This window comes from Streptomyces sp. NPDC031265, from assembly GCF_055570295.1.
The window spans coordinates 23,815-46,279 of record NZ_JBVIHM010000027.1; the positions used below are offsets into that span (position 1 = coordinate 23,815).

Annotated in this window: 20 protein-coding genes and 1 pseudogene; 15 read left to right on the forward strand and 6 right to left on the reverse strand. The window is 70.1% G+C overall.

Features of this window, described 5'->3' with window-relative positions:
- Positions 1–40: 40 nt before the first annotated feature.
- Complete coding sequence (locus ACZ499_RS31505; protein ID WP_468679602.1) at positions 41–1,273, reverse strand: phospholipase D-like domain-containing protein; 1,233 nt, start codon at positions 1,271–1,273, stop codon at positions 41–43.
- A 366-nt stretch (positions 1,274–1,639) separates the two neighbouring features.
- On the opposite strand from ACZ499_RS31505, the gene ACZ499_RS31510 reads away from it, so the two are divergent.
- Positions 1,640–2,818 (forward strand): AMP-binding protein, encoded by a 1,179-nt coding sequence (locus tag ACZ499_RS31510; RefSeq protein WP_468679603.1) that lies wholly within the window; start codon positions 1,640–1,642, stop codon positions 2,816–2,818.
- 23 nt (positions 2,819–2,841) lie between these two features.
- Positions 2,842–3,189, forward strand: a complete 348-nt coding sequence (locus ACZ499_RS31515) for a DoxX family protein (RefSeq protein WP_468401994.1) — start codon at positions 2,842–2,844, stop codon at positions 3,187–3,189.
- Positions 3,190–3,799: 610 nt separating this feature from the next.
- Here ACZ499_RS31515 and ACZ499_RS31520 read toward each other — a convergent pair.
- Entirely contained in the window at positions 3,800–4,561 is a 762-nt protein-coding gene (locus ACZ499_RS31520; RefSeq protein WP_468679604.1) for a metallophosphoesterase family protein, read from the reverse strand.
- A 581-nt stretch (positions 4,562–5,142) separates the two neighbouring features.
- Here ACZ499_RS31520 and ACZ499_RS31525 point away from each other — a divergent pair.
- The 5 genes from ACZ499_RS31525 to ACZ499_RS31545 all read left to right on the forward strand — a co-directional run bounded on the left by ACZ499_RS31525 (position 5,143) and on the right by ACZ499_RS31545 (position 9,651).
- A complete protein-coding gene (locus ACZ499_RS31525; protein WP_468679605.1) occupies positions 5,143–5,793 on the forward strand; it encodes a hypothetical protein in 651 nt (216 codons plus the stop codon).
- 410 nt (positions 5,794–6,203) lie between these two features.
- Positions 6,204–6,662, forward strand: coding sequence for a hypothetical protein (locus ACZ499_RS31530; protein ID WP_468679606.1), 459 nt, complete (start codon positions 6,204–6,206; stop codon positions 6,660–6,662).
- 9 nt (positions 6,663–6,671) lie between these two features.
- Positions 6,672–8,501 (forward strand): alpha/beta hydrolase, encoded by a 1,830-nt coding sequence (locus ACZ499_RS31535; RefSeq protein ID WP_468679607.1) that lies wholly within the window; start codon positions 6,672–6,674, stop codon positions 8,499–8,501.
- A complete protein-coding gene (locus ACZ499_RS31540) occupies positions 8,476–8,628 on the forward strand; it encodes a hypothetical protein (RefSeq protein ID WP_468679608.1) in 153 nt (50 codons plus the stop codon). The genes ACZ499_RS31535 and ACZ499_RS31540 overlap by 26 nt, the downstream gene beginning before the upstream one ends.
- 486 nt (positions 8,629–9,114) lie before the next feature.
- The gene (locus ACZ499_RS31545) at positions 9,115–9,651 is read left to right on the forward strand and encodes a hypothetical protein (RefSeq protein WP_468679609.1); all 537 of its coding nucleotides are present in this window, start codon (positions 9,115–9,117) and stop codon (positions 9,649–9,651) included.
- 209 nt (positions 9,652–9,860) lie between these two features.
- On the opposite strand, the gene ACZ499_RS31550 is transcribed toward ACZ499_RS31545, so the two are convergent.
- From ACZ499_RS31550 to ACZ499_RS31560, 3 genes are all read right to left on the reverse strand, one after another.
- The gene (locus ACZ499_RS31550) at positions 9,861–10,364 is read right to left on the reverse strand and encodes a hypothetical protein (RefSeq protein ID WP_468679610.1); all 504 of its coding nucleotides are present in this window, start codon (positions 10,362–10,364) and stop codon (positions 9,861–9,863) included.
- A 393-nt stretch (positions 10,365–10,757) separates the two neighbouring features.
- Positions 10,758–11,966: an enoyl-[acyl-carrier-protein] reductase FabV gene (fabV, locus tag ACZ499_RS31555; RefSeq protein WP_468679611.1), complete on the reverse strand. Its 1,209-nt coding sequence runs from the start codon at positions 11,964–11,966 to the stop codon at positions 10,758–10,760.
- Positions 11,967–12,341: 375 nt separating this feature from the next.
- Entirely contained in the window at positions 12,342–13,208 is an 867-nt protein-coding gene (locus ACZ499_RS31560; protein WP_468679612.1) for a hypothetical protein, read from the reverse strand.
- Between the two features lie 577 nt (positions 13,209–13,785).
- Here ACZ499_RS31560 and ACZ499_RS31565 point away from each other — a divergent pair.
- The 3 genes from ACZ499_RS31565 to ACZ499_RS31575 all read left to right on the forward strand — a co-directional run bounded on the left by ACZ499_RS31565 (position 13,786) and on the right by ACZ499_RS31575 (position 16,449).
- Positions 13,786–14,703, forward strand: coding sequence for an endo-beta-N-acetylglucosaminidase H (locus tag ACZ499_RS31565; RefSeq protein WP_468679613.1), 918 nt, complete (start codon positions 13,786–13,788; stop codon positions 14,701–14,703).
- Positions 14,704–14,933: 230 nt separating this feature from the next.
- Positions 14,934–15,128, forward strand: a complete 195-nt coding sequence (locus ACZ499_RS31570; protein WP_468679614.1) for a hypothetical protein — start codon at positions 14,934–14,936, stop codon at positions 15,126–15,128.
- 88 nt (positions 15,129–15,216) lie between these two features.
- Positions 15,217–16,449: a GNAT family N-acetyltransferase gene (locus ACZ499_RS31575; protein ID WP_468679615.1), complete on the forward strand. Its 1,233-nt coding sequence runs from the start codon at positions 15,217–15,219 to the stop codon at positions 16,447–16,449.
- A 70-nt stretch (positions 16,450–16,519) separates the two neighbouring features.
- Here the strand turns inward: ACZ499_RS31575 and ACZ499_RS31580 are convergent, their stop codons facing one another.
- Positions 16,520–17,419 carry an NAD-dependent protein deacetylase gene (locus ACZ499_RS31580; RefSeq protein ID WP_468679616.1) on the reverse strand — a complete coding sequence of 300 codons (900 nt, stop codon included), beginning with the start codon at positions 17,417–17,419 and terminating at the stop codon, positions 16,520–16,522.
- Between the two features lie 242 nt (positions 17,420–17,661).
- On the opposite strand from ACZ499_RS31580, the gene ACZ499_RS31585 reads away from it, so the two are divergent.
- The 5 genes and pseudogenes from ACZ499_RS31585 (at position 17,662) to ACZ499_RS31605 (ending at position 22,461) form a co-directional block, all read left to right on the forward strand.
- A complete protein-coding gene (locus ACZ499_RS31585; protein ID WP_468679617.1) occupies positions 17,662–17,820 on the forward strand; it encodes a hypothetical protein in 159 nt (52 codons plus the stop codon).
- 258 nt (positions 17,821–18,078) lie between these two features.
- Positions 18,079–18,240 (forward strand): SflA family class IV lanthipeptide, encoded by a 162-nt coding sequence (locus ACZ499_RS31590; protein ID WP_468679618.1) that lies wholly within the window; start codon positions 18,079–18,081, stop codon positions 18,238–18,240.
- A 115-nt stretch (positions 18,241–18,355) separates the two neighbouring features.
- Entirely contained in the window at positions 18,356–21,010 is a 2,655-nt protein-coding gene (lanL, locus tag ACZ499_RS31595) for a class IV lanthionine synthetase LanL (RefSeq protein WP_468679666.1), read from the forward strand.
- A gap of 248 nt (positions 21,011–21,258) precedes the next feature.
- Positions 21,259–21,532 (forward strand): annotated as a pseudogene (locus ACZ499_RS31600) (ABC transporter substrate-binding protein); the annotation flags it as partial.
- Between the two features lie 353 nt (positions 21,533–21,885).
- Positions 21,886–22,461, forward strand: coding sequence for a DUF5994 family protein (locus tag ACZ499_RS31605; protein WP_468679619.1), 576 nt, complete (start codon positions 21,886–21,888; stop codon positions 22,459–22,461).
- Positions 22,462–22,465 lie beyond the last annotated feature (4 nt).

Sequence of the window (22,465 nt, forward strand, 5' to 3'; positions counted from 1 at the left end):
CCGGATCGACACCGCGTGTCGAAGAGCCGCAGATGCGCCGCTACTCGCTCTTGCAGGCGGTGACGTTGTCGCTGGTGCCGGGCACGGCCGCGGCCCGTGCCGCCTGGAAGTTGGCTTCGAACGCGCTGTAGACGGAGGGCGTGGTGATACGGAGCATCGCCTCGTCGTTGTCGCGCAGCGCCGGACCGCTCCAGTTGTGGCTGCCGGTCCACATCAGCTTCTGGACGCTGCCCGCATACATACCGTCTACCAGCACGTTCTTGGAGTGCACAATGCGGTTCGGGGTGGTGCTGTCGGCGTCGTCATCGTGCTGGTAGCAGCGGTTGGTGATGCCGGAGACCCCGTGCAGGGCGTTCCACGTCCCCGTGTCGGTCTCGCTGTAGACGAGGTCGATCAGACACCCCGCCCCGGCGAGTGCGCGCAGCTTGTCGGCAACGTCCTGACGGCTGATCTTCAACATGGCCGCGTGGACGGTCGTACGGTGCGAGCCGGCGGTGTCGGTCCAGCGGCAGGTGATGTTGTCCAGCGCGTTCACGACGGTGTCGGTGGTTGCGTCGGTGCCCGCGCGCGGAAAGAAGTAGTACTTATACTCACCGGCGTTGCCGTACGTGTACGACCAGGCGCTGCGGTTCTGCGCGGGAAGCTTGTCGAAGTAGGAGAGGTAGCCGCCGTACAGCTCGGTGTTGCCCACGACGGTGATCGAACTGTTCCAGTAGCGCGTGTAGTTGGAGGGCGTCAGGTTCGAGGTGAGCTGCATCACGACGTTCTTCTGGGCGCCGCCGCCGACACTGCCGGCCAGCAGGAACTTGTTGTGGTTGATGCCGGTCCCCGCCGGCCCCAGACAGGAGCTGCCCGTGGCGCAGAGCTTCACGTACGAGCTCTGCGAGGTGTCCGTACCGAGAGCGGCCCGCAAGATGTCGTACGCCTGCGGGTAGTCGCGGGTGCTCGCGTCCAGGACCACCTTGACGCTGAGGCCGCGGTCCGCCTTCGCGGCGACCAGTTCGTTCGCGACGGTCTCGTCCCACAGGTGGTACATGGCCAGCCGCAGCGAGGTTCCGCTGTCGGCGTTGGCGACGACGGACCGGACCTGGCTACGGATCGCCTGCTGTGCCGCGCTGTCACCGGTCGGATCGTTGAACACCGGGCCCGTGGTCACCGTGGCGGCGCTCGCGGTATCCACGGGTCCGACGAGCATCCCGGTGAGCACCCCCGTGGCGACGGCGAACGCGCCGACTGCGGTGCGCAGTCGGCCGGGTATGAGGATGCGTTTCATGTCTCCCCCTGTCAGATTCAAAAATCTCGCGCATCCTAGCCGCGCGTGGGGATCACTCGGCAGGGGCCGCACGTGCGGCGTGCCGGCCCGTCCGCCGGACCAGGGAGGCCCCCTTTCGGGGGGGCTACAGGGTTCGTCAAACGAATCGAGCCGCGTTTAGGCGAGGTGCGGGGCAGCGTGGCGCTGGAAGTCTTCCGCCTGAGTGCACCGCCAAGCTGCCGCGGTCTCCATGCCGTCGTTGGTCGACCACACCGCTGCCCAGGTAGTTCCCCAGGTGATCCTCTACTGCCCGAGGCGGCGCGTATCCGGGACACGGGCGGCCGTGACCGAAACCGTGCCGAGTGATACCGGGAAGGAGTCCGAAAGATGCTGGACGGCTGTGCCCCGCTCCTGTCCGAGACCATCGGCCGCTACTACGACCACGGTTACTACCGGGGTGCTCCACCCCAACTCCTCGCCGAGCACGCCCGCAGGTACGCCACTCGTACAGCTCTCGTCCACGGCGGACATCGCCTCACCTACCGTGAACTGAACCGCCGTGTTGATCGCGTGGCTGCCGGGCTCGTGCTCCGCGGCGGCGACCGGGTCATCGTCCAGCTCCCGAATGTGCCCGAGTTCGTCATCACCGTCTACGCCCTCATGCGTGCCGGTGCCCTCCCGGTGTTCGCGTCCATCTCTCACCGCGCCGACGAGATCGGACACCTCGCCCGTATCGCCGAAGCCGCTGCCTATATCGGCCCCAGCCTCCACCGCGGCTTCGACCACGCCAGAATGGCGGCGGAGATCAGCGACGACCATCCGCGTCCGCGCCGCGCCTTCACCCTCGATGGCCTCGATGGCGCCCAACGGGGCTTTGCCACCGCCCCCAGCGGATGCCTGTTCTTCCCCCTGCGCTCCGTGGACGCTCCGAGAGGCCCGGACCACACGTACGACCCCAATGACGTGGCGTTCTTCTTGCTGTCGGGCGGCAACAGGGCCTCCCCCCAGCTCGTCCCGCGCACCCACAACGACTATGCGCATCAGACCCGGGCGGCAGCCGAACTGATCGGCCTCGGCCCCGAAGACGTCTACCTCGCAGCCCTCCCGGCGGAGTCCAACTTCACCTTCGGCTGCCCCGGCATCGTCGGCACCCTCGCCACCGGCGGCACCGTCGTGCTGATCGACGACCATGTCCCCGCCGACGCCTTCCGAGTGATCGAGAACGAGAAGGTCACCGTCACCTCCCTCGTCCCCGCTGTCGCGCAGCTGTGGCTGGACACCCTCAACGACGGCCAGTACGGCCTCTCCCGCCTGCGCCTCATCCAGATCGGCGGCGCACGTCTCCACCCCGAACTTGCGGCCCGCATCCCATCGGCCTTCGACTGCCGCCTCCAACAGGCTTTCGGGATGCGGGGCGGTTCAGCCGTGGTCGTCGCTTCGGCGGCCACAGGCCGAACATCTTTCAGATTTCCATGCTGGCGCTGTCACACATGCGCGTTGCCGCGGTTCAGCGAGGTGTGGGGGTCGCGCAGCGATGCGTGGCCTTCGCTCCAGATCGTCCGCTGAAGCAACCCTCATAGGAGTATCCGATGTCCCTGGCATACATCATCGTCGCCGTTCTCACCGCGGCCTGGGTCGGCTTCTCGGGATTCTCTCTCCTGCGCCGGGCTGACTTCGTGACGCAGCCGCTGATCGAGTACGGCGTCCCGCGTGCCTGGTGGACCCTGCTGGGGGTGGCCAAAGCGGCCGGCGCGGTGGGCCTGCTGGTCGGTCTGGCGGTCCCGGCGATCGGTATCGCGGCCGGGATCGCCCTGGTGCTGTACTTCCTGGGTGCGGTCGTCACCGTGCTGCGGGCACGCTCCTACAAGACCGTCGCCTTCCCCGTCCTGTACCTCGCGCCCATCGTGGCCACCCTGAGCCTCGGCTACGCCGCCTGACCCGCCGCCGCCGGCCGAAGCCATCGTGCCGGGCACGAACAAGCGCTTGCAGACCGACCGTCGGCCGTGGCCGAGGAGTGGATTCGTCACGCCCCACGACCTGCCCGCCCGTTCGGACCACCGTCACCTCGATCGCGCAGTAGCGATCGCGGGCTGCCTGCGGCGTCGAGACCGCGGACAGCCCGCACTTGCCCGGTGCCGACGCGTCGCGCCCGGCCCGGCAGGCGCCGTCCAGGTGCAGTCCGTCACCGGATCCGGATTCCGGCGCAGCCGACGCACCGGTCGCCGCTGCGGTCCCTACCGGGTGCACGCGCGGCGCAGTCACCCGACCATTACGGTCGGGTGGCTGGTGGGTGCTGTGGCCGTCAGCGGCCCCGGTCTGTCCTGGCCCGCGGTTGGATCATCGCGGAATGTTCGCTGCCTCACGGCTGCCGTTGGGCGAGTGGACGCGCAGCCGCAATCGGGCGTGTATTCGCGGAGCGCATCGGCAACTGGCCGTGACAACACCTCGGTTGAACCTCGGGAGGGTGATGGTGGCCCGTGGGACGGTGGGCCCTGTTGCTCATGAAGTCGGTGTTCGGATACCTGCCGTTGTCGAAGGAGGCGAGTGTCACGGGCTGTGGTCGCGTCCGTCCCGTGGGGCGAAGGTTGTGAGGGCGTCGGTGTCGGTGGCGCGAGCGTGCAGGAAGTAGTCGGCCCACTCGGCGATTTCGGGGTAGGAGGAGTCCTGGACGAGCTGAGTGACGGCGGCCTCGGTGTCGAAGTTCGTGGTGCGGAGTTCGACGCCCGGGCCCAGGAGGGCCCAGTGCGCTCCGGTTCGTCCGTAGGGCATCCCGATGCTGCCCGGGTTGACGACAAGTCGGCCGTGAGCCAGGCGGACGAACGGCATGTGGGTGTGGCCGCAGACCACAGTGCGGATGTCGGTATCGAGTCCGGTGAAGACTTCTTTCCAGCGGTCGAGGCGGGAGTCGACCAGGACGACCTCCTCGTCGTCACGTGGGGTGGCATGGCAGAACAGCACCTTTCCCAGGCCACTTACGGACAGGGAGAGTGATCGCGGCAAAGAGCTGAGAAGGTCGAGATGGTCCTGGCGGAGCTGTGCGGCTGCCCAGGGGGCGATCGGGTCCGGGATCGTGTCGCGTTGCCCCAGGCGGTATTCAAGGAGTTCGCGGTCGGCGTTGCCGCTGATCCAGCTGACGCGGTGGCCGAGGCTGGTCAGCAGGTCGAGCACCTGGGTCGGTTGCGGGCCGGCGGTGATGTCGCCGGTGAGCACGATGTGATCGGCGGTGCTGACGTCTGGTTCGGCGAGTACTGCCTCCAGGGCCGGCAGGACTCCGTGAATATCGGACAGGACGGCTACTCGGTTCAGCATGGTCACCACTGTGGGGTGAAGACAGCCGAGCGGTGGGATCTTTCGCTTGGCGCGTAGCGCAGGGCGGTTTCAGCGCGCTTGGTCGCCGGGCGCCCTCCGGCTTCTCGCGCACCGCGTTCGACCAAGCCGTGCGCGAAGCCCTGCCGCCCTGGCGCGATACCCCGCCACCTTCGCCGCATGTGCTCTGCCGCGCACCCGCCTGGCGGCGGGCCTTCGCCGACCCTGCCGAGGATCTGCGGGCTCTGCTGCGCCGGCCGGTCGACGACCTGGCCCGTGACCCGCGCGGAGTGCATGCCCGTGAGGCCCTGACGGCCGCCTACTTCTCCGGCGCGCCCACCCAGGAGGCCGCCGCCCGTCGTCCGGGCTGCCGAACACCCTCTTCGGATCTCGGATCTCGGATCTGGGTCTCGGATCTGGGTCTCGGACTCGGACCTCGGAAGACTGGAATCCGCCGATGCGCCCCCACCCCCGTGCCGCCCTGTCCACCCTCACCGTCGCCCTGGCCGTGGCGACCACCTGCATCCAGGCCACGGCCGCCGCCCCGCCCCGGCAGACGGCTTTACCCGGCTACGGCCACGACTATGACGACGTACTCGACCTCAGGGGCACCCCGGCGGTGGCGCTTCCCGGCGGCGCTTCCCGGAGGCGAGACGGACACCAACCCGGTCAACATCTTCGCGGACCAAGGGGCTTGGCATGCTTACGCCCTGCCGGCGGCGGACAACCCGGCCGGATACGGCGGATTCACCGGCCCTCTCTACATCGCGCAGGAGTACCCCTGGTGGCTGAGCACCGCCTTCAGCCGCATCCGGCTGAGCGAGGACGGCCGCACGCTGGATCTCGCCGGCGGCGGCACGCCGCGCTTCACCGCGGGCCCCGGAGCCCTGGTCCAGGCGTACGACCTCGGCGGCGGTCTCCGGCTCACCCTTGGGCTCCGGTACGCCACGCACCGCACCGCCCTGGTACGCGCCGCGGTACGCAACACCGGCCCAGCCCCGCGCACCCTCGGCGCCGACGGGACCGGAACCCTGCTGCGACCCATGGAGCGGCTGATGTATTCGGCGGCAGCGCGCGACGAGTCGGTGGCGCGGCACATGCATCGGTTTGCATCCCGCCTGATCGGTCCGCTGCGTTTCTTGAACCCCGTGGCACTGGCCAAGGCTTCGGCCGTCACCATCAAGCATCGCGGGACGGCTGTGCCACCCGCGCCCCTGTCGCACACAGGGTCATGACCGGCTCCCCTCCCACTCCACTCGCTCGCGGAAGCGTCCGCAGGGAGGAGCTGCTCCGGGGGCCTGTGGAGGGGTCCAGAGGGGAGACCCTGGTTTCCCTGGAGGCCCATCAGGCCAATTTCCGTACCACAGAGCGTCATTCGTCTCCATGGCACCACAGGGTCCGAGCTGCCCGGACGGTGCGGAGGGACTCCGTCCGGGGCGATCAATTTGAGCCGGGCCGGTCTCAAGCGGTGTGCCAGGGTGGGCCACGCTGCGGCCAGGCGCGGAGACATCGGGCCACTCGGTGAGGGCACCAGGGGGGTGGGGCTCCCGTCCGTACGGTCCGCGGCGGCCCTCTCATGGGGCGCGGCACAGCGGGACCACACACCCCGGGGCACGTCCGGGGGCCACGGGGGAGGAGACCACGCATGGCGTGGGACGAGTGGGAACAGCTGAAGCAGGACGCCGCCCAGCGGCACGGGTCGCAGACGCGGCTCAACCATTACCCGTCCGATGACGGGACCGCTCCGGCGACAAGCAGTGTCACCGGGGGCCTGCAGTCCACCCAGCAGGTGTGGAACAAGGCGGGTGAGGGCGTCGGAGGGCTGAAGGAAGGGCTGGGCAAGGCCCTGACCCAGCTGGCCGACGGGCAGCAGGGGGCCGACGCCGCGGGATGCCTGACCGCGGGGGCCCAGAAGGACGTGTACGACTCCTGGTCCCGGTACCTCAGGAGCGTCGATGAGCGCTGCGGCAGTGTCAAGGAGGCGCTGGAGAGAACCGGGCACGACCTTCTCCTGACCGACGACGCCGTGAGGGACGCGTTCGGTGCCATCGACAGCCGGTACGCCGACACACCCGCTGTCGGTGGCCAGAGCCCGGGGCGGTGACGGGCTGCCGTGGATCTCGCGACGCTCAAGGCACTGAAGCCGTCCGAATTCGCACAGGCGGCTGACGGTTACCGCGCGAGCAGCAACATGGCCGCCGCGGCCAAGGATCACATCGACAACGTCGTCGCAGCCGGCATACGCGGTTCTCTCAGCGGGGTGGCCCGGGACGCCGCACTCGCGGAGCTGAAGCAGCTGTCGGCCAACTTCCACTACACGCAGATCGAGTGCGGGCTGGTGAGCGCCGCGCTCAACGGGTTCGTCCACGACATGGACGTGGCCCGCGGCAAGCTCCTGTCCGCGCTCGGCGACGCGGAGACGTTCAGGTTCACGGTCGGCGCCGACGGCAGCGTCACCTACCCGGCCGGGCAGTCGCGCAACAGCGTCGAGTTGCCGCCCCCCGGCGGCACTGTCGCCGCGGGCGCGGCGCCGCAGGCCCCCGGCGCCCAGTCCGCCGTCGCCCGGCTGGACCCCGATCCCAACCCCCACCGCGCCGAGGCGATCGCCCTCGCGGACCGTATCGCCGCCGCCCTCAGAGAGGCGACGGAGGCGGACGCCAAGTGGGCGCCGAGAATACGGGCGCTGAAGGCCGACGACGACCTCACCGTCTCTGCCCACGACCTCGCTGACGCCCAGTCGGACATGGCAGGCGTACGGGAGGCCGGCCAGCGTTACCTGGACTCCGTCGGCGGACCCCCGAAGGACGCCACTCCCGCGCAGAACGCCGACTGGTGGAAGGGTCTCACCCCCCAGGAACAGGAGGCGTACCTCTCCCTCAGCCCCGACCTCGTGGGCAAGCTCGACGGTCTGCCCGCCGAGGTCAGGGACGAGGCCAACCGGATGGTGTTCGACGAGAAGCAGGCCGAGTACCGGATCAGGCTGGACGCGATCCCGAAACCGCCCGCCAACGAGTGGACCTATGTGATGACCCGCGCCGGGGCCGCCAAGACCCATACCGACGCATGGTCGAACTGGGACCGGAAGTACGGCGACGACTACCGCCACCTCACCGCCTCCCTCAAAGGCATGGAATCCATCCAGAACCGTTTCGACATCACCGGTACCGGAGGGCTGCCCGAGGCATACCTGCTCGGCTTCAGCCCCGACGGGCGCGGCCGCGCCATCGTCGCCACCGGGAACCCGGACACGGCGCAGCACCAGGCTGTGTACGTGCCGGGCACGGGGTCCGACCTGGCCAACATCGCGGGCAAGATCCACGAGATGAACGACCTTTGGCGCCAGACCCACCAGGCGTCCCCGGGCGCCTCCGTGTCGACCATCACCTGGCTGGGCTACGACGCGCCCCATGACCCCGTCAAGGACGCTCCCTTCGAGCACTACGCCTACGACGGCGCCCCGGCCTACCGCCGGTTCATGGACGGCCTCGACGCCTCCCACAACGGCCCCGGGGAACCGCACCGGACGGCCATCGGTCACTCGTACGGCAGCACCCTCATCGGGGCCGCGGCGCAGAAGGGCGATCTCAACGCCGACGACGTGATCTTCGCCGGAAGCCCGGGGGTCAAGGTCGGTTCGGCCGGGCAGATGGACGTACCGAAGGGACATGTGTGGAACGAGGAGGCCGACGGTGACAAGGTGCCCGACGTCGGCCGTTTCGGTCTCGGTGGCAGCCAGTGGAAGATCGGCGGCGGAACCTTCATCATCCCCAGCGACGACGTCTTCGGCGCGAACCAGATGAACACCCGCGCCGAGAACATCGGCCCCGAGCATTTCAAGAGTTCGCAAGGGCACAGCCACTACTGGGCCCCGGGCACGACCGCGCTGAAGAACCAGGCGCTGGTCGTGGTCGGCAGGTATGGAGACGTCACTGCTCCCCGGTAGCGCGGCGCTCCCGGACGGTGCCGCCGCGCGCGGCACCGTCACCGACCCGCCGGGCCCGACCATCGGCATCGAGGTCACGTCCGGCTGCTGCCGGGTACCCGAGGGGCAGACGGTCGAGCACTCCTGAGCCGGGACCGCTACAGGCCTGGCAGCGCGTGCCCTTGGATGCCCAACCCATTCGTACGTTTGGGTACTGCGGCGGAAGAGATTGACCACACAGACATCGAATTGCAGCGCAAGATCGGCCAGTTCACCGAATACCGCCGCAGGATCGCCGAACTGGCCGGCAGCGAAAGGCTCGTCCCCCCGAGGTGGTCGCACGGGATCTGACTCCGGCTCAGGCGGATCGCTGGTCCGGCATGCGGAGGCGGCCCGGTGGGCTATACCGACCACGGCCGTCGAACGCAAGGCCTAGTCGTGGAGTTCACCGAAATCGACTACGTGGACATTGTGCTGCAGTGATGCCAGGTGAGCAGGTCGTGGGCAGGCTGAAGCCCCGTGGGCGAGGGGGCCGCCGCAGGCTCTTCACGGGATTGCCGGACCCCCGCCTCCTCGGTCCTCTACGGTACGAATACGCCGCCCTGCCCATCGCGGCCGCCTGAGGAGGAACCCGTTGTTATCGCGTTATGGTCCCCAGCATGCTCCTGCCGGCGATGTGAGCGCGGCCCTGATGATCATCGACTCTCGGCTCAAGGAGATCTACAGCGGCAAGAGCGGGACCGACGCCGAACAAGAGGCGCTGATCGACCAGTTCATCGCATCACTGGGCTCGAAGGGGGCCAATGACCTACTGGACGGCGCCTGCACGCTCATCTACATGTTCATGACGTGGCTGCGGAAGGCCCACGAGGAGCACGGCAAGGAAGTCATCGAATACGTGGTGCCCAACCTTGTGGCCGCGATGCGGATGATGCCCAGGAGCGTCCGCCCCGAGGCCATTCCCACCATGGCCGGCCTGGTCATCGCCGCGGGCACCGGCCTGAGCCCCAGCCTGTGGCGCCAACAGTACGGAGACTGGACCGAGCAGGAGATGACTGCCCTGGAAGTCACCGCCTTTCTGCTCGCGGAGCACATCAACCGCATCGCCGACGACCGTGACTTCGCCACCCGCCTGATCACCGAAGCGCTCTCCCGCTCCGACGGAGACTGACGTGGCCTACTTGGCCCATCTGCCACGACGCTGCTGACTGGCGGACGAGCGGACGGAGGGGGCCAAACGGGCACGTACGGCATTGAGGGGGTGGAACGGCTACGTGCCGACCGCGGACCGCGGCCGAGGAGCAGGAGCTGGAGCTGGACAGCGAGCTGGACCGGCGCCGGGCTTCAAGTGACCGGCCGGTGAGCGGCGTGATGACCCGGTCAGCCGGAGCCGGTGTACACGAAGAGCTGCGGGGACCAGGACGTGCAGTTACGCCCCTGGCCCTCGTCGATCGACTGGGCGCACGCTCGGACCTTGAAGTTCCAGCTGCCGATTTCGGGGTTGTCCCAGGTCGCGACGCGGTTTTCTCCCATGCGCCCTTGCCAGGTGCCCCATTCGCGTCCTGTCGGACGGGCGTACGACACCTCGTAGTAGGCCCACCGGGGGCTCGAATTGCCGCCGTAGTACAGCTTGAGGGTGTGGGAGCAGCCGTCGTACCGGCCGCCGATGTACGGGGAGTACGTGTACTTGTACTTCGTAGGAGTGCCGCCGACGCTGGTGTCCCGGGCGGCCGGCGGATAACCGTCACGGACAGTGCACTGCCGCCCCGGAGCCGTGGCCGATGCCTGCGCCGCGGCTACGCCGGGCGCCACCGCCAAGCCGGCGGCGATCATCAGCGCCGTGCAGAAGAGGGCCGGCGTGCGCCGCCGGTTGTGGACGTTCATGGTCGCTCCCTTCGTCACCGGAGAGTCTCGCGTGACGACGGAGTGACGGACACTCCGTGCCACGCCAGCTCCTCCTTTACCACGGAGGCCAGGGCGGTTGCGGTGGTCCCTCAATACCAAGAATACTGGGAAGAGCTGAACGTCACGACCCGGCGCATCTACGAGATCCGGGGGGCAACCAGGCCGCAGCGAACGTAAATCCGCCGTAGGCAGCCACAACGGGCCGGACGGCGGCTCCGTACCGTACACGTGCCAGGACACGACCACGCGTTCAAGACGCCGCCCGACCAGGTAGTCAGACGCACTCCGGCGCCGTCCAACGGGCACCCGTTCGACTTCCTCGACTCCACCCCGCGACTTCACCGACGCGATCGGCGCCATTCGTGGCGCGGGTCAGATGGTGGGAGTGGGCCAGGGGACATCGGTTTCGACGGCGGCGGTGTAGTCGACGCCGGGGACGGAGAAGCCGTAGAGGCGGCGGACTTCGTCGCTGAACCAGTCGAGATCGGCGAGTTCGGTGATGGTGTCGCTGGTGGCGGTGGACCAGCGTTCGGCGACGGTGTTCTGCACGGCGGGGTCGAGTTCCCAGGTGTCGAGGCGGACCCGGCCCTCGTCGTCGAGGTCGAGGGGGCGGGCGCCGGTCAGCTGGTCCCACAGCTGCACTAGTTGACCGATCGGGGCCACCATGGCGTCGCCGAGGACGCCGCGCAGCAGCCCGACGTAGAGGGCGATGCCGGGGATGGCGGTGGAGGACTGGGTGACGGCAGCGGCGTTGACCGACGTCACGGCCCGGCCGCCCAAGGTCTTGCCGAGGCGCTCGTCCAACGTGCGTGCGGTGGCTTCGAGATGGGCCTTCGCGGCGCCGATGGTGCCCTGCCGGTAGATCGCCGCGGTGAGTGGCGAGCCGATGTAGGACAGGGCGGCGGTGGTGAAGCCGTCGGCGAGCAGGGACCGGTCGGCCAGGAACGTGATCCACCGTTCCCAGTCGGTGCCGCCCATCACCGCCACGGTCTGCTCGATGTCGTCGCCTTCGGACGGCTCGGTGGTGACCTCTTTGACCTCCGGGGCGCCGTACTCGTCGAAGACGAGGGTCTTGGTGGTGTTCGGCGAGCCGATCGGCTTGAGGACCGAGGCGTACACGTTGCCGGTGTCCGGGTCGGTGCGGCGAGGCGCGGCCACCGAGTAGATCAGGAAGTCGAGCCGTCCGCCGAACCGCTCCGCGAGGAGGTCGGCGACCTGCTCCTTCATCGCGTCGCTGAACGCATCGCCGTTGAGGAAGACCATGTCCCGCCCGTGCTGTCGGGCGAGCCGGTCGGTGGCGGCGGTGCGATACCAGCCGGCCGTGCCGGTGCGGCGGGCGGGCGCCTTCTCGAAGCACACGCCGATGCCGCGGATACCTACACGGGCCAGGCCCGCGATCGTAGCGGCCAGGCCGTACCCGGCGGACGAGCCGATGACCAGAGCCACCGGTCCTTCGCCCTCGGTGGTGACCGGGGCGGGGACGGCCTCCCACATCTCGTCCACCAGCTGTCGGCAACCGCCGGGATGGGAGTCGAGGAACAGGAAGCCCCGGCTCTTGGGCGCAATGACGCGTTCGCTCACGATGTGGTGTCCCAGGTGTCGTCACGGACAAGGACGCGGCGGCCGTGTCGGCCACCCCGTCCTGCAAGTCTGCGGCCGTGCGGGTGAACCCGGTGATCATGACCGGCACAACGATGCCCAGCCGGGATTGGAGGGTTCCCACCAGCTCTGGCGGGGACCGCTGGCGGCACCCAAGTCCCATCCCGCAGGGTACGGGCCGAACCTGTCAACCGGCAGGAGCGTCTCGGCAAACCCTTATTCCGCGTCGGCGGGTTGCGCACGCGGCACACCGACTTCTGGCCCTACGGATGGCGCAAGGTCACCGGCCAGTGCGACTCGCCCGGGTCGGTACCTCGTTCGCCGAACCCGGGCAGCCACCAGCCGCTGACTGGGGCCTTACGGGCGCCAGTCAGCCTCCAGGTCATGGGAGTCGCTCTTGGTGAGTCGGGTCAGCGCGGCGCCGTTGGCCCGTACCAGGTAGAGGTGTTCGGGGTCCGCGTCGTCGGCACCACCTCTGGTGAAGACCAGGCGGCTGCCGTCCGGGGACCAGGAAGGGTTCTTGTCGTTGAAGCGGTCCTTGGTGATGCGGTGGAGCCCGGTGCCGTCGGGGCGGGCGAAGTAGAGGTGGGCGAATCCGGAGGAGTCCACGCGGCTGAAGGCGATCCGGTTGCCGTGCGACCAGTCGGGCGTCCAGTCGTAGGAGCCGGGCGCGGTGACCGCCGTCTGAGCCAGGGTGGACAGCCGGATCCGCATCACCCTGCTGTGTCCGCCCGCGTCCGCGCGGTTGAACGCCAGATACTTGCCGTCCGGCGACCATGTCGGATGGAGGTCGTCCGCCGTGGTGTGGGTGAGCCGGGTGGCGGGAGTGCCGTCGATGTCGGCCACATAGATCTCGCTCTGGGTGCCGACCGGCTTGGCGTAGGCGATCCGCTTGCCGTCCGGGGACCACGCCGGGTCGGAGGCGCCCTTGGTGCCGGGGACGGCCTTCAGGTCGCCGCCCGAGGTCTTCATCGTCCAGATGCCGTCGATGGCGCCACCGGATCCATGGCGCACGAAGGCCACCCGCTTGCCGTCCGGAGACCAGCTGGGCATCACGTCGCTGACGGTGGAGGTGTGGGTGAGTGCGACGGGCGTGCCGCCGCTGGGGGAGAGCGCGTAGAGGTCTTCCGTGGGCGCTGCCGTGGTGTAGCGGGCGAAGACGATCGGGTGGTCCCCCGCCGCCCCCGCGTCTGCCGCGGCGCCGAGGGTCAGTGGTGCGGCCATGGCGATAGCCGTGGCGGCGGTCACCGCCGCGCGGCGCCGCGCGGTGCCGTTTGCACCGGTCCTGCCGATTGTCCGAGACCTCGCGGCGGTTCTGCCGTTGCCGGTGCGGTGTTGTTGGTATGTCAAGGTGTCCACCCCGATCCCTCCGTGCGGCCTGTTGCGGGCCGCTTCGGTCCGTGAACATCCCACTGATGGGGCGCTGGGGGAAGCAGCTGCACCTGGCAATACGAGCCCTGTGACGTGGTCCGTACACCGCTGTCACATGCCATGTACGTGCGAACGCACGGCGGCCATGGGTCAGAGTGCCCGGGAGGGTCCTTTGGAGGCGCCATGTCCTCGGCCCCGGCGCTTCTCGTCGGGAGCGCTCGACGAGGGAGACCCCGTGGTGGTAGCGGAGGTGCGGCATCGCGTGCCCGAGGCACCCTATCCAGGCCGCCCCGCGGTATGGCAGGCTCCGGTCCGGCCGGAGCGGGCGGCCCGTACGACACCAGCCGTCCGCTTCCGCACGGCAGGCGTGGACCGCGCCTGCCACTGGTGGAGAAACCGCACGAGCCATGCGACGGGAGGCTGATCGGCAATGCGCACATCAGGCCGGAGCACAGCACGGACGACGGCACTCGCACTCCTGGCCGCCGCGGCAGTCGCGGTCGGCGCGACGGCGACCACCCCTGCGGCGGGGGCACCCGCGGCGAAGAAGCAGGGGCCGACCTCGGTGGCCTACATCGAGGTGAACAGCAACAGCATGCTCAACGTCGGCAAGTACAGCCTGGCCAACGGCGGCGGCAACGTCTTCGACATCGCCGTGGTGTTCGCCGCCAACATCAACTACGACACCGCCAAGAAGTCGGCGTACCTGTACTTCAACCCCAATGTGCAGCGCGTCCTCGACAACGCGGCGACACAGATCCGCCCGCTGCAGGCGAAGGGCATCAAGGTCATGCTGTCGGTGCTCGGCAACCACCAGGGCGCCGGGTTCGCGAACTTGCCTTCCAAGGCAGCCGCTTCGGCGTTCGCCAAGCAGCTGTCCGACGCCGTGAGCAGATACGGCCTCGACGGCATCGACTTCGACGACGAGTACGCCGAGTACGGCAGGAACGGCACCGGCCAGCCCAATGACAGCTCGTTCGTCCACCTGGTCTCCGCGCTGCGCGACAACATGCCGAACAAGCTGATCTCGCTCTACAACATCGGCCCGTCGGCGACGAGACTGTCCTACGGCGGCGTGAACATCTCGTCGAAGTTCAACTACGCCTGGAACCCGTACTACGGCACCTGGGGTGTGCCCGGAATCGCCCTGCCGAAGGCCAACCTGTCACCGGCGGCCATCGACTTCGGATCGACGTCCTCGACCACTGCGGCGAGCCTGGCCAGGCGGACCGTGAGTGAGGGCTACGGCGTCTACTTGACGTACAACCTGGACGCCTCCGACCGGCACACCTATGTTTCCACCTTCACCCGGCAGCTGTACGGAAGCGACGCCGTGTACACCCCCTGAGGCGCGGGGGCCGGCCACCGGTGCGCCGGCACAGCGGCTCACGTTCCCGGCGTGCGCCTGCGGGGTGACCGCTCCGCCGCCCGCACCGGCCAGGCCGACGAGAGCCGGGTGCACGCGCCGAAGTCGACGAGCAGTTCTCCGCGTTCTACCTAGACACCATCCGCCAACTCGTCGCACTCCTGGTCAACCAAGCCGCGCTCCATGTCGCCGCCGACGTCGCCCAGGACACGATGGTCAAGACGTACCGCCGCTGGAGCGACCTGGACAATCCAGGGGCTTGGGGCCACACGGTCGCCTCGCGCGCCCTGGTCCGGCGGGTCGCGTCGGTCGAGGAGGGGCTGGTCGACCAGGTGCCCGAACCCACGTCGCTGCTCGCTCGCCCGGACGCCATCGGCTCCCCGGCAAGTCCCCGGCCATGGTCGTAATTCGCTTGACCTGGCCACGGAGCAACGCTGCACTGTGGTGGGACACCATGAGGGGTGGTGCCGGTATCGCGGGGAGGCAGCGGCAGCAATGGAGATACGTTCCACGACCGACCAGGACCGGGACGTCTTCGTCGACACCCTCCATGCCGCGTTCGGGCGCTTCCCGGAAACCCCGGTCGAGGGCGGCGGGGTGTGGTGGGCAGCGCTCGAAATGGACCGCGGCCTGCTCGCCATGACGGCGGACGGGCGGCCCGTCGGGACGGCCGGTGCGTACTCCTTCGAGCTCACCCTGCCCGGCGAGATCCTCGTCCCGGCCGCCGGGGTGACCGCCGTCGGTGTTCTGCCCTCACACCGACGCCAGGGCGTGCTCAGCGCGATGATGCGGCATCAGCTCACCGAGCTACGGGCCCGAGGGGAGTTCCTTTCCGTACTGCTGGCCTCTGAGGCCCTGATCTACCGCAGGTTCGGGTACGGACCGGCGACCTGTACGCAGCGGCTGACGGTGCCGCGCCACCAGGCTGCCCTCGCCCTCCCTCGGGCGCGCGGAACGGCCGACGCTCCAGCGACCGGCTCGGACACCGGCTCGGTGGAGGTGCTGCGGCGTGCCGACTGTGGCGAGATCCTGGAAGAGGTCTACGACCGGTACCGCCGCGCACAACCCGGCGCGCTGTCCCGGCCACACCGCTGGTGGGCCCTGGGCGCGGGGCAGCCCCCGATCTCTCCGGCGTCGCGTTACGTCGCCGTCCACCGGGACGCCGACGGCGTTCCGGACGGGTACGCCAGCTATTCGGTCGGCGAGCCCGAAACCTTGACGGTCGACGAGACCATCGCCGCAGACGACGCCGTCTTCACGGCCCTGGCCCGGTTCGTACTCGGACACGACCTGGTCACCCAGGTCGTGTTCAAGCACTTCCCGCCCGAGCACCCGCTGCGCTGGCAGTTCGCGGACTTCCGCGCCGGCCAGGTGAGCAACAACACCGACTGGCTCTGGGTGCGGCTGCTGGACGTCCCGCGTGCGCTGACCGCGCGCGGCTGGTTCATGGACGGCGAGCTCGTCCTCGATGTCCACGACCCGTTCCTCGGCGAACACGGCCGCTACCTGCTGACCGTCCGGGACAGCAGGGCCGAGTGCGTCCCGACGGACCGGGAGCCCGACCTGTCCCTGGACGTGAGCGACCTGGGCTCGATCTACCTTGGCGGCACCGCTCCGAGCACGCTCGTGCGGGCCGGACACATCCGCGCCCACCGCCCGGGCGCCGCCACCCTCGCCGACGCCCTCTTCCGCGCCGAACGCTCCCCGCACTGCCTGCACTGGTTCTGACCGCGCGCGCCGAACCCGCACAGGTCCTGTCGGCCGGGCGCCAGAGGGCTTCAGCGGTGCTTGCCCTCGGTCAGACCGTCGCCGGGTCGTCCACGGGGATGCCCAGGTGCTCGGCGACGGTGGTGAGGGTCGTTCCCAGGGGGAGTGCGACCCGGGTGACGGCGTGCTGGTCGCCCCGGGTGGGGTCCCGGTTGACGATCATCACCGGGGTCCCGGCCCGGGCGGCCTGGCGTACGAAACGCAGTCCGGACATCACGGTGAGCGAAGAGCCCAGGACCAGCAGGGAGGTCGCCCCGTCCACCAGTGCGCGGCAGTGCGCGACCCGCTGGGGCGGAACGGTTTCACCGAAGAACACCACGTCCGGTTTGAGGATGCCGCCGCAGACGGTGCAGGGCACCACGTGGAAGTCCCCGACCTGTTCGTCGGTGAGGTCGGCGTCGCCGTCGGGGTTGATGGCGGCGGCCACCGGCGCGAAGCCCGCGTTGGCCTCCTCCAGCCGCCGGGCGAGCTCGCGGCGCGGGCTGAAGTCGCCGCACGAGAGGCAGACGACCCGGTCCAGGCTTCCGTGGAGTTCCACCACGCCGTCGCTGCCCGCGGCCTGGTGCAGTCTGTCGACGTTCTGGGTGATCACACCGCTGAGCAGGCCGTGCCGCCCGAACGCGGCCACGGCCCGGTGTCCGGCGTTGGGCCGGGCGCGGCCGAAGGTGCGCCGGCCGAGGTGACTGCGCGCCCAGTACCGGCGCCGGGCCTGGGCGCTGGCGGTGAAGTCCTGGTAGGTCATCGGCGTGTGCCGGCGGAGGCTTCCGCCGTCGCCCCGGTAATCGGGGATGCCCGACTCCGTGGAGAGGCCGGCTCCGCTGAGCACCAGCACACCGCCGGTGCTCAAGGCGTCGGCGACCGGTCCCAGGTCCGTGGTGCCGGGCGGCAGGCTCGCGTCGGGGGTCCAGCTCAGCGTGGGGCGCATGCGCATGCGACCAGCGTACGAAACGGGCGGGGCGCCGGCACAGGGCCGTCCTGTACGGGTGGCCACACCGAGCGCACCCCCGGGCAGGCCGCCGGGCGGACGCGAGGAGGGCCCGTACCGTGGCCGGACGAGGCTACGAGTGTGCCCACCGGCCCGCGCCCTGCGTTGGGAGGGGTGAGGGTGAGCTTCTCCAGTTGCTCCTCGGACGGCGGGGGAGGGCGCGTCCGTCGACCCGTCAGCGGCCACGCATGCGCGCCAACCTGCTGTCCGACCCCGTCGCCGTACACGCCTTCATCGGCGGCGCGCCGGACACCCCCCGAGGCGCTGCGTTCCCGCTGTGTGCGGTGGGTTGCCTGATCGGCCGATCCGGCCCGGTCCTGGTGGAACTGGGGCATCCGGTTCCGTAAGGAGGGCTGACTGGTCGGCGCGTTCCAGGCGACGATCGAAGCAGGCCGTGGTGGGAACGCTGCCCACGCTCGTCCTCTCCCGTCTCGTCGTTCCCGCTGCGAGCGGCCCGCTTCACCTCCGGCGATCCCGCCGCCCGGGGTATGCGGATCAGACCTCCGGTCCTCCCTCTTGCCGGTTCGTTCGGCGTCGGTGAAACTGGCATGCGCTTGACAATCTCTCCACCGAACCTTCCCCTTCTGTGCACAGAAAGGACCGCCATGAGCCCTCTGGCACTGCAGATCCGCGACGCCGGCCCACTCGACGTGGCCGTGGAGGAAGAAGAGATCCCGTTCGAGGAACAGGCAGACCCCGGCCGCGGTCTCCAGGCATGTCTGGCAGACCCCTGGGTGACGGCGACGACCCGCTTCGCCTGCGACTAGGCGAGGACCGCGAGTGGCGGCCGGACCGGCCTCGGCCGGTGAGGACAGGTCCGGGACGGCCGCCACCGGCGTGCACCGCACGGGCCCCCGCGCGTCGCGCGGGCGAGAGACTTCGGTGCCCCGGTCCGGCCGGACGGGCCCGGAGCACAGCCTCGACGAGCAACTCGGGAACCTGCTCGTCGGATGCGAGCGGCGTCTCGTCGCGGACGATCAGTGGCTCTGCCTGTTCGCTCCCCACCCTTGGGCAAGTGAGCTCCCCGCCCATGGTTGGAAACTGCACGTGTCCGCCCGCGCGGAGGACCTGTCACGGGTCGCGGACCTGGTCGTCCCTGTGCTGCTGCGCTACGTCTGCGACGCCAAATTCGCCCGCGACGCTGCGGTGTTGGGCCTGATGAACAGTGGAGCGCTCGATGCCGCGCTCGTCGGGAAGGCGGTCACCGTCTATCCGCGACCGGAGGAGGTGACGGCGCTGGGCGGTGAACTCGCAGACCTCCTGGCCGGCCGGCCGGGCCCACGGGTGCTCAGCGACCGGCAGATCCGCTCCGATGCCCCCGTCTACTACCGCTACGGCCCGTTCCGGGCAACGGGCACCGACGATGCCGCGCTCGTCATGACCGGCCCCGACGGGGTGCGCTTCCGTGGGCGCGCGGGCACTCGCTACCGCCAGCCACCGTGGACCGCCGACCCGTTCCGGGCCGCCATGCCGCCCGCGAGCCGTCCTGCCCGCTTGATCGGCGGGCGATACCGGCTCACCACGGGCATCTCCCGTTCCCCCCACGGTGACGTCTACCGCGCCGTGGACACCGCCTCCGGCGAGCGCGTGATCGTCAAACAGGCCAGGGCCTACGTCGGCGAGGGCCCCGACGGTGTCGATGCCCGCGGCCGCCTGCGGCACGAGCACGCCGTTCTGCGAGCCCTCGCGGGCGTCGAAGGCGTCCCCCAGGTTCGCGACCATCTCCGGCACGGCGACGACGAGTATCTGATCAGTACCGACTGTGGGCGCCGTGACCTGCGCCGCGATGTACTCGGCCACGGCCCGTACGCGCCCGCCGCTGAACCCGCGCCCGCGGGCTCCGGAGCAGTCGGTGCGACAGCGGACAACCGCGAAATCGCCGCGTTGGCACGCCGTTTGCTGGCCGTGCTCGACGCTGTGCACGCCCGCGGCGTCGTGGTGAGTGATCTCAAGCCGTCCAATGTGGTGCTCGGCGAGGACGGCACCACGTACCTCGTGGACTTCGGCGTCAGCGCGCTGCACGGTGACCGGCCCGCCGGTGCGACGCCTGGCTACTCGATGCCGGTGTACCGCGCGGGCGAGCCGCCCGGGCCGGCCGACGACCTGTACGCGCTCGGCGCGACCCTGCACTTCGCGCTGACCGGCATGGAACCGGTGGTCGTCGACCGCGACGAGGCCGTCAACCGGGACCGCACCCTCGCTTGCCTGGCCGCCGTGCTCCCGGACGCGGCGCACCGGCCGGTACGCGAACTCGTCGCCGGGCTTGTGGACCCCGACCCTCTACGGCGTGCCGCCTGTGCACGGCGGTGGCGCGGGCAGCCCGCACCGGTGGCCACCGGGCGCCAACTCCCGTCACCGCCAAGGGTTACCCGCGGCCTGCTGGACGACCTGATCGCGCACACCGTCGCGATCTGTGCGACCGCCGCCGGCGAACTGCCCGCGGGACCGCAGCCCCGGCACGGGCAACAGCACTTCGGGCTGACCCTCTACGACGGTGCGGCCGGCGTGGGCCTGGAGCTGCTGCACCACCGGGAACAGCCGGGCGTCCCCCAGGCCGTGGCCGGCCTCGCCCATCGCACCGCCCGCCACACCGCCCTGCCGGCGCTGACCGCCGCGCTGTACACCGGCCGCACCGGCGTCGATCTCTTCCTCGACGCGGCCGTACTGACCGGCACAGCCGAGGAGTTCGTCCCCCCGCCGAGCCTGCGACCCTACGACGACACCGGTGACCAGATCGGCGGTGCGGCGGGCGCCGGGACCGGGCTGTTGGCGCTGGCCCGGCGCGCGCACGCGGCGGGGCGGGACGAGGAGGCCGGCGCGCGGCTGGCCGCAGCGGGAGAGTGTGTCCGCACCCTGCTGGCTGCGGAGGGCGGGCGGGAGCGTTTGGAGCCGCAGCGTTCGGCGGCGGCGTCCGAGGCGGCGTTCCCGTTCGGCTTTGCCCACGGCCGGGCGGGCGTCATCCACTTCCTGTACGCCTACCACCGCTTCACCGGGGACCCGGCCGCCGGCACGGCGGCCCGCTCGGGACTGGACGAACTCGCCGTACACACACCCCGCCTGTTGGCGCTGGCCGGCAGCCCCGAGGCCCACCGGCGCTACGGGTCCTGGTGCCGCGGACTCGCCGGGATCGGAACCCTGCTGATCGAGGCGGGCGGCCACGAGGGGGACCCGCGCCTGTCGGACCTGGGGGTGCGGTGCGCCTGGGCTTGCCGCGACCTCGCGCCCCGGATGAGTCCGGTGTCCCAGTGCTGCGGGCTGGCCGGCGTCGGCGAACTGCTCATCGACGCCGAGGCCGTCACCGGCGACGGCAAGCTGCACCGCGCCGCCGAGGACGTGTTGGGGCTGATCCTGTCCCGCAGCGGCGGCACCCTGCGTCGGCCGCTGTTCCCCGACAACACCCTGGCCGCTTCGGGACCGGGGTGGGCCACCGGCAGCGCGGGCGTCCTGTCATTCCTGCGCCGCCTGCGCGACCACGGCGGCCCGCGCCTGTGGAGCGACAGCGCACCGGCCCCCGCGCAACCCCTCTCGGGAGACTGAGCCTGTCCAACGTCTTCCTGCGGGCTCACGCGGGTCATTCGTGGGATCGGCGAGGGCTTCTGGACAGCCCCCCTGCGTACCGAGGTAGTAGTCCGCAGCCCCTGGCACACATACCGTTTCGTCCGGCCAGAGAATCTTGTCGACCTTGGTGCGCTCACCACTGCTGATGCAGTTGCCGCAGTGACGGCAGTGCGTGTTATCACTCCCGGAGGGCTTTGCAACCGAAAGCGAGAGGGAGACGCCGACACATGAATGCGCCACCATCCCCACGGGGAGCGGAGCGGACTGACGGATCATCCGTCCGGATCGGCGCTCTCGTTCCGCTGACTCGGCCCGGCTGGGTGGAGGCGGGCCGGCACTTGCTCGCTGGGCTTGAGCTGGCGGTTGGCTACGTCAATTGACGCCGGCGGGATCGTCGGAAGGCCACTTGAGCTGGTGGTCCGGGACAGCGCGGCCGACCCGGACAGGGCCGCGGCAGCCGTGGACGAGCTGGCGCGCCTGGGCGTGGCCAGGCTGCGCGGGGCGGTGTCGCCGTCTGCCGACCAGTGCGGTGGCGGGGAAGATCTGAGCGGCCCGGGTGACGTTGTCGGCCCGGACGGCACCCGGCCATCGCCTTGCGGAGGGCATGGACGCAGGCGCCCGGTCGGCGACGTGCGTGCGTCAGCCGTCGTTCCGCGGCACTGGCGCCGCTCGCCACAGCACACCCGCTCCGCCGCCCGCAGGAAAATAGCTGGTCAAACCGGTCAGAGTCGGTCGAATCGGCGTACAGTGAAAGTACCGGGAGTATTTCGCACACCGGCTTCAATGTAGGTGTCATTTCCGGCGATCACGAACAACCGGGCTGCCGACGGGCAGCCCGGGGGCAGGTCCGCACGATGACCACCGTCCTTGACCGGACCGCACCCCGCGACCTCGCCGTAGAGTTCCCGGCACGCTTGTCCCTCACCCCGAAAACCACCCTCGCCGGTCAGCTCGACGGGGCCTGGTGGCCCTGCTCGCGCGACCTCGAAATCGAGCTTCCGCCGCTCGCGGCCGCCCTCGACGAGCCCTGGGGGCGCATCACGCGCGTCACCGTGAACCCCACGCTCTGGCCCGTCATCCCGCGCCTGGTTCCCGTGGCCGGGCACACCGTCCATGTGGGCTGGTTCACCGAACAGCACCCCGACAAGCTGATCCTGCTTTCCCACACCGTCGGCCGGTGGGACCTGCTGGTGATCCCACCCGAGACCGAGCCCGCAGCCGCTGCCCGCTTGATGGCCGCCGCAGCGATCCCCGGCAGCGTCCTCACCGCGGGCGTCCTGATGGCCAACGAAGCCGCCATCGGGCGCGACATCCGGGACGACCGACGCCGGCAAGCCATCTGGGAAAGCGATGGCGGGGCCTGCATGTCCCCCATCGGGAACCCGATAGGCAGCCGCGCCCTCCCGGCGCCCGGCAACACCTGGAGGTGAGCAG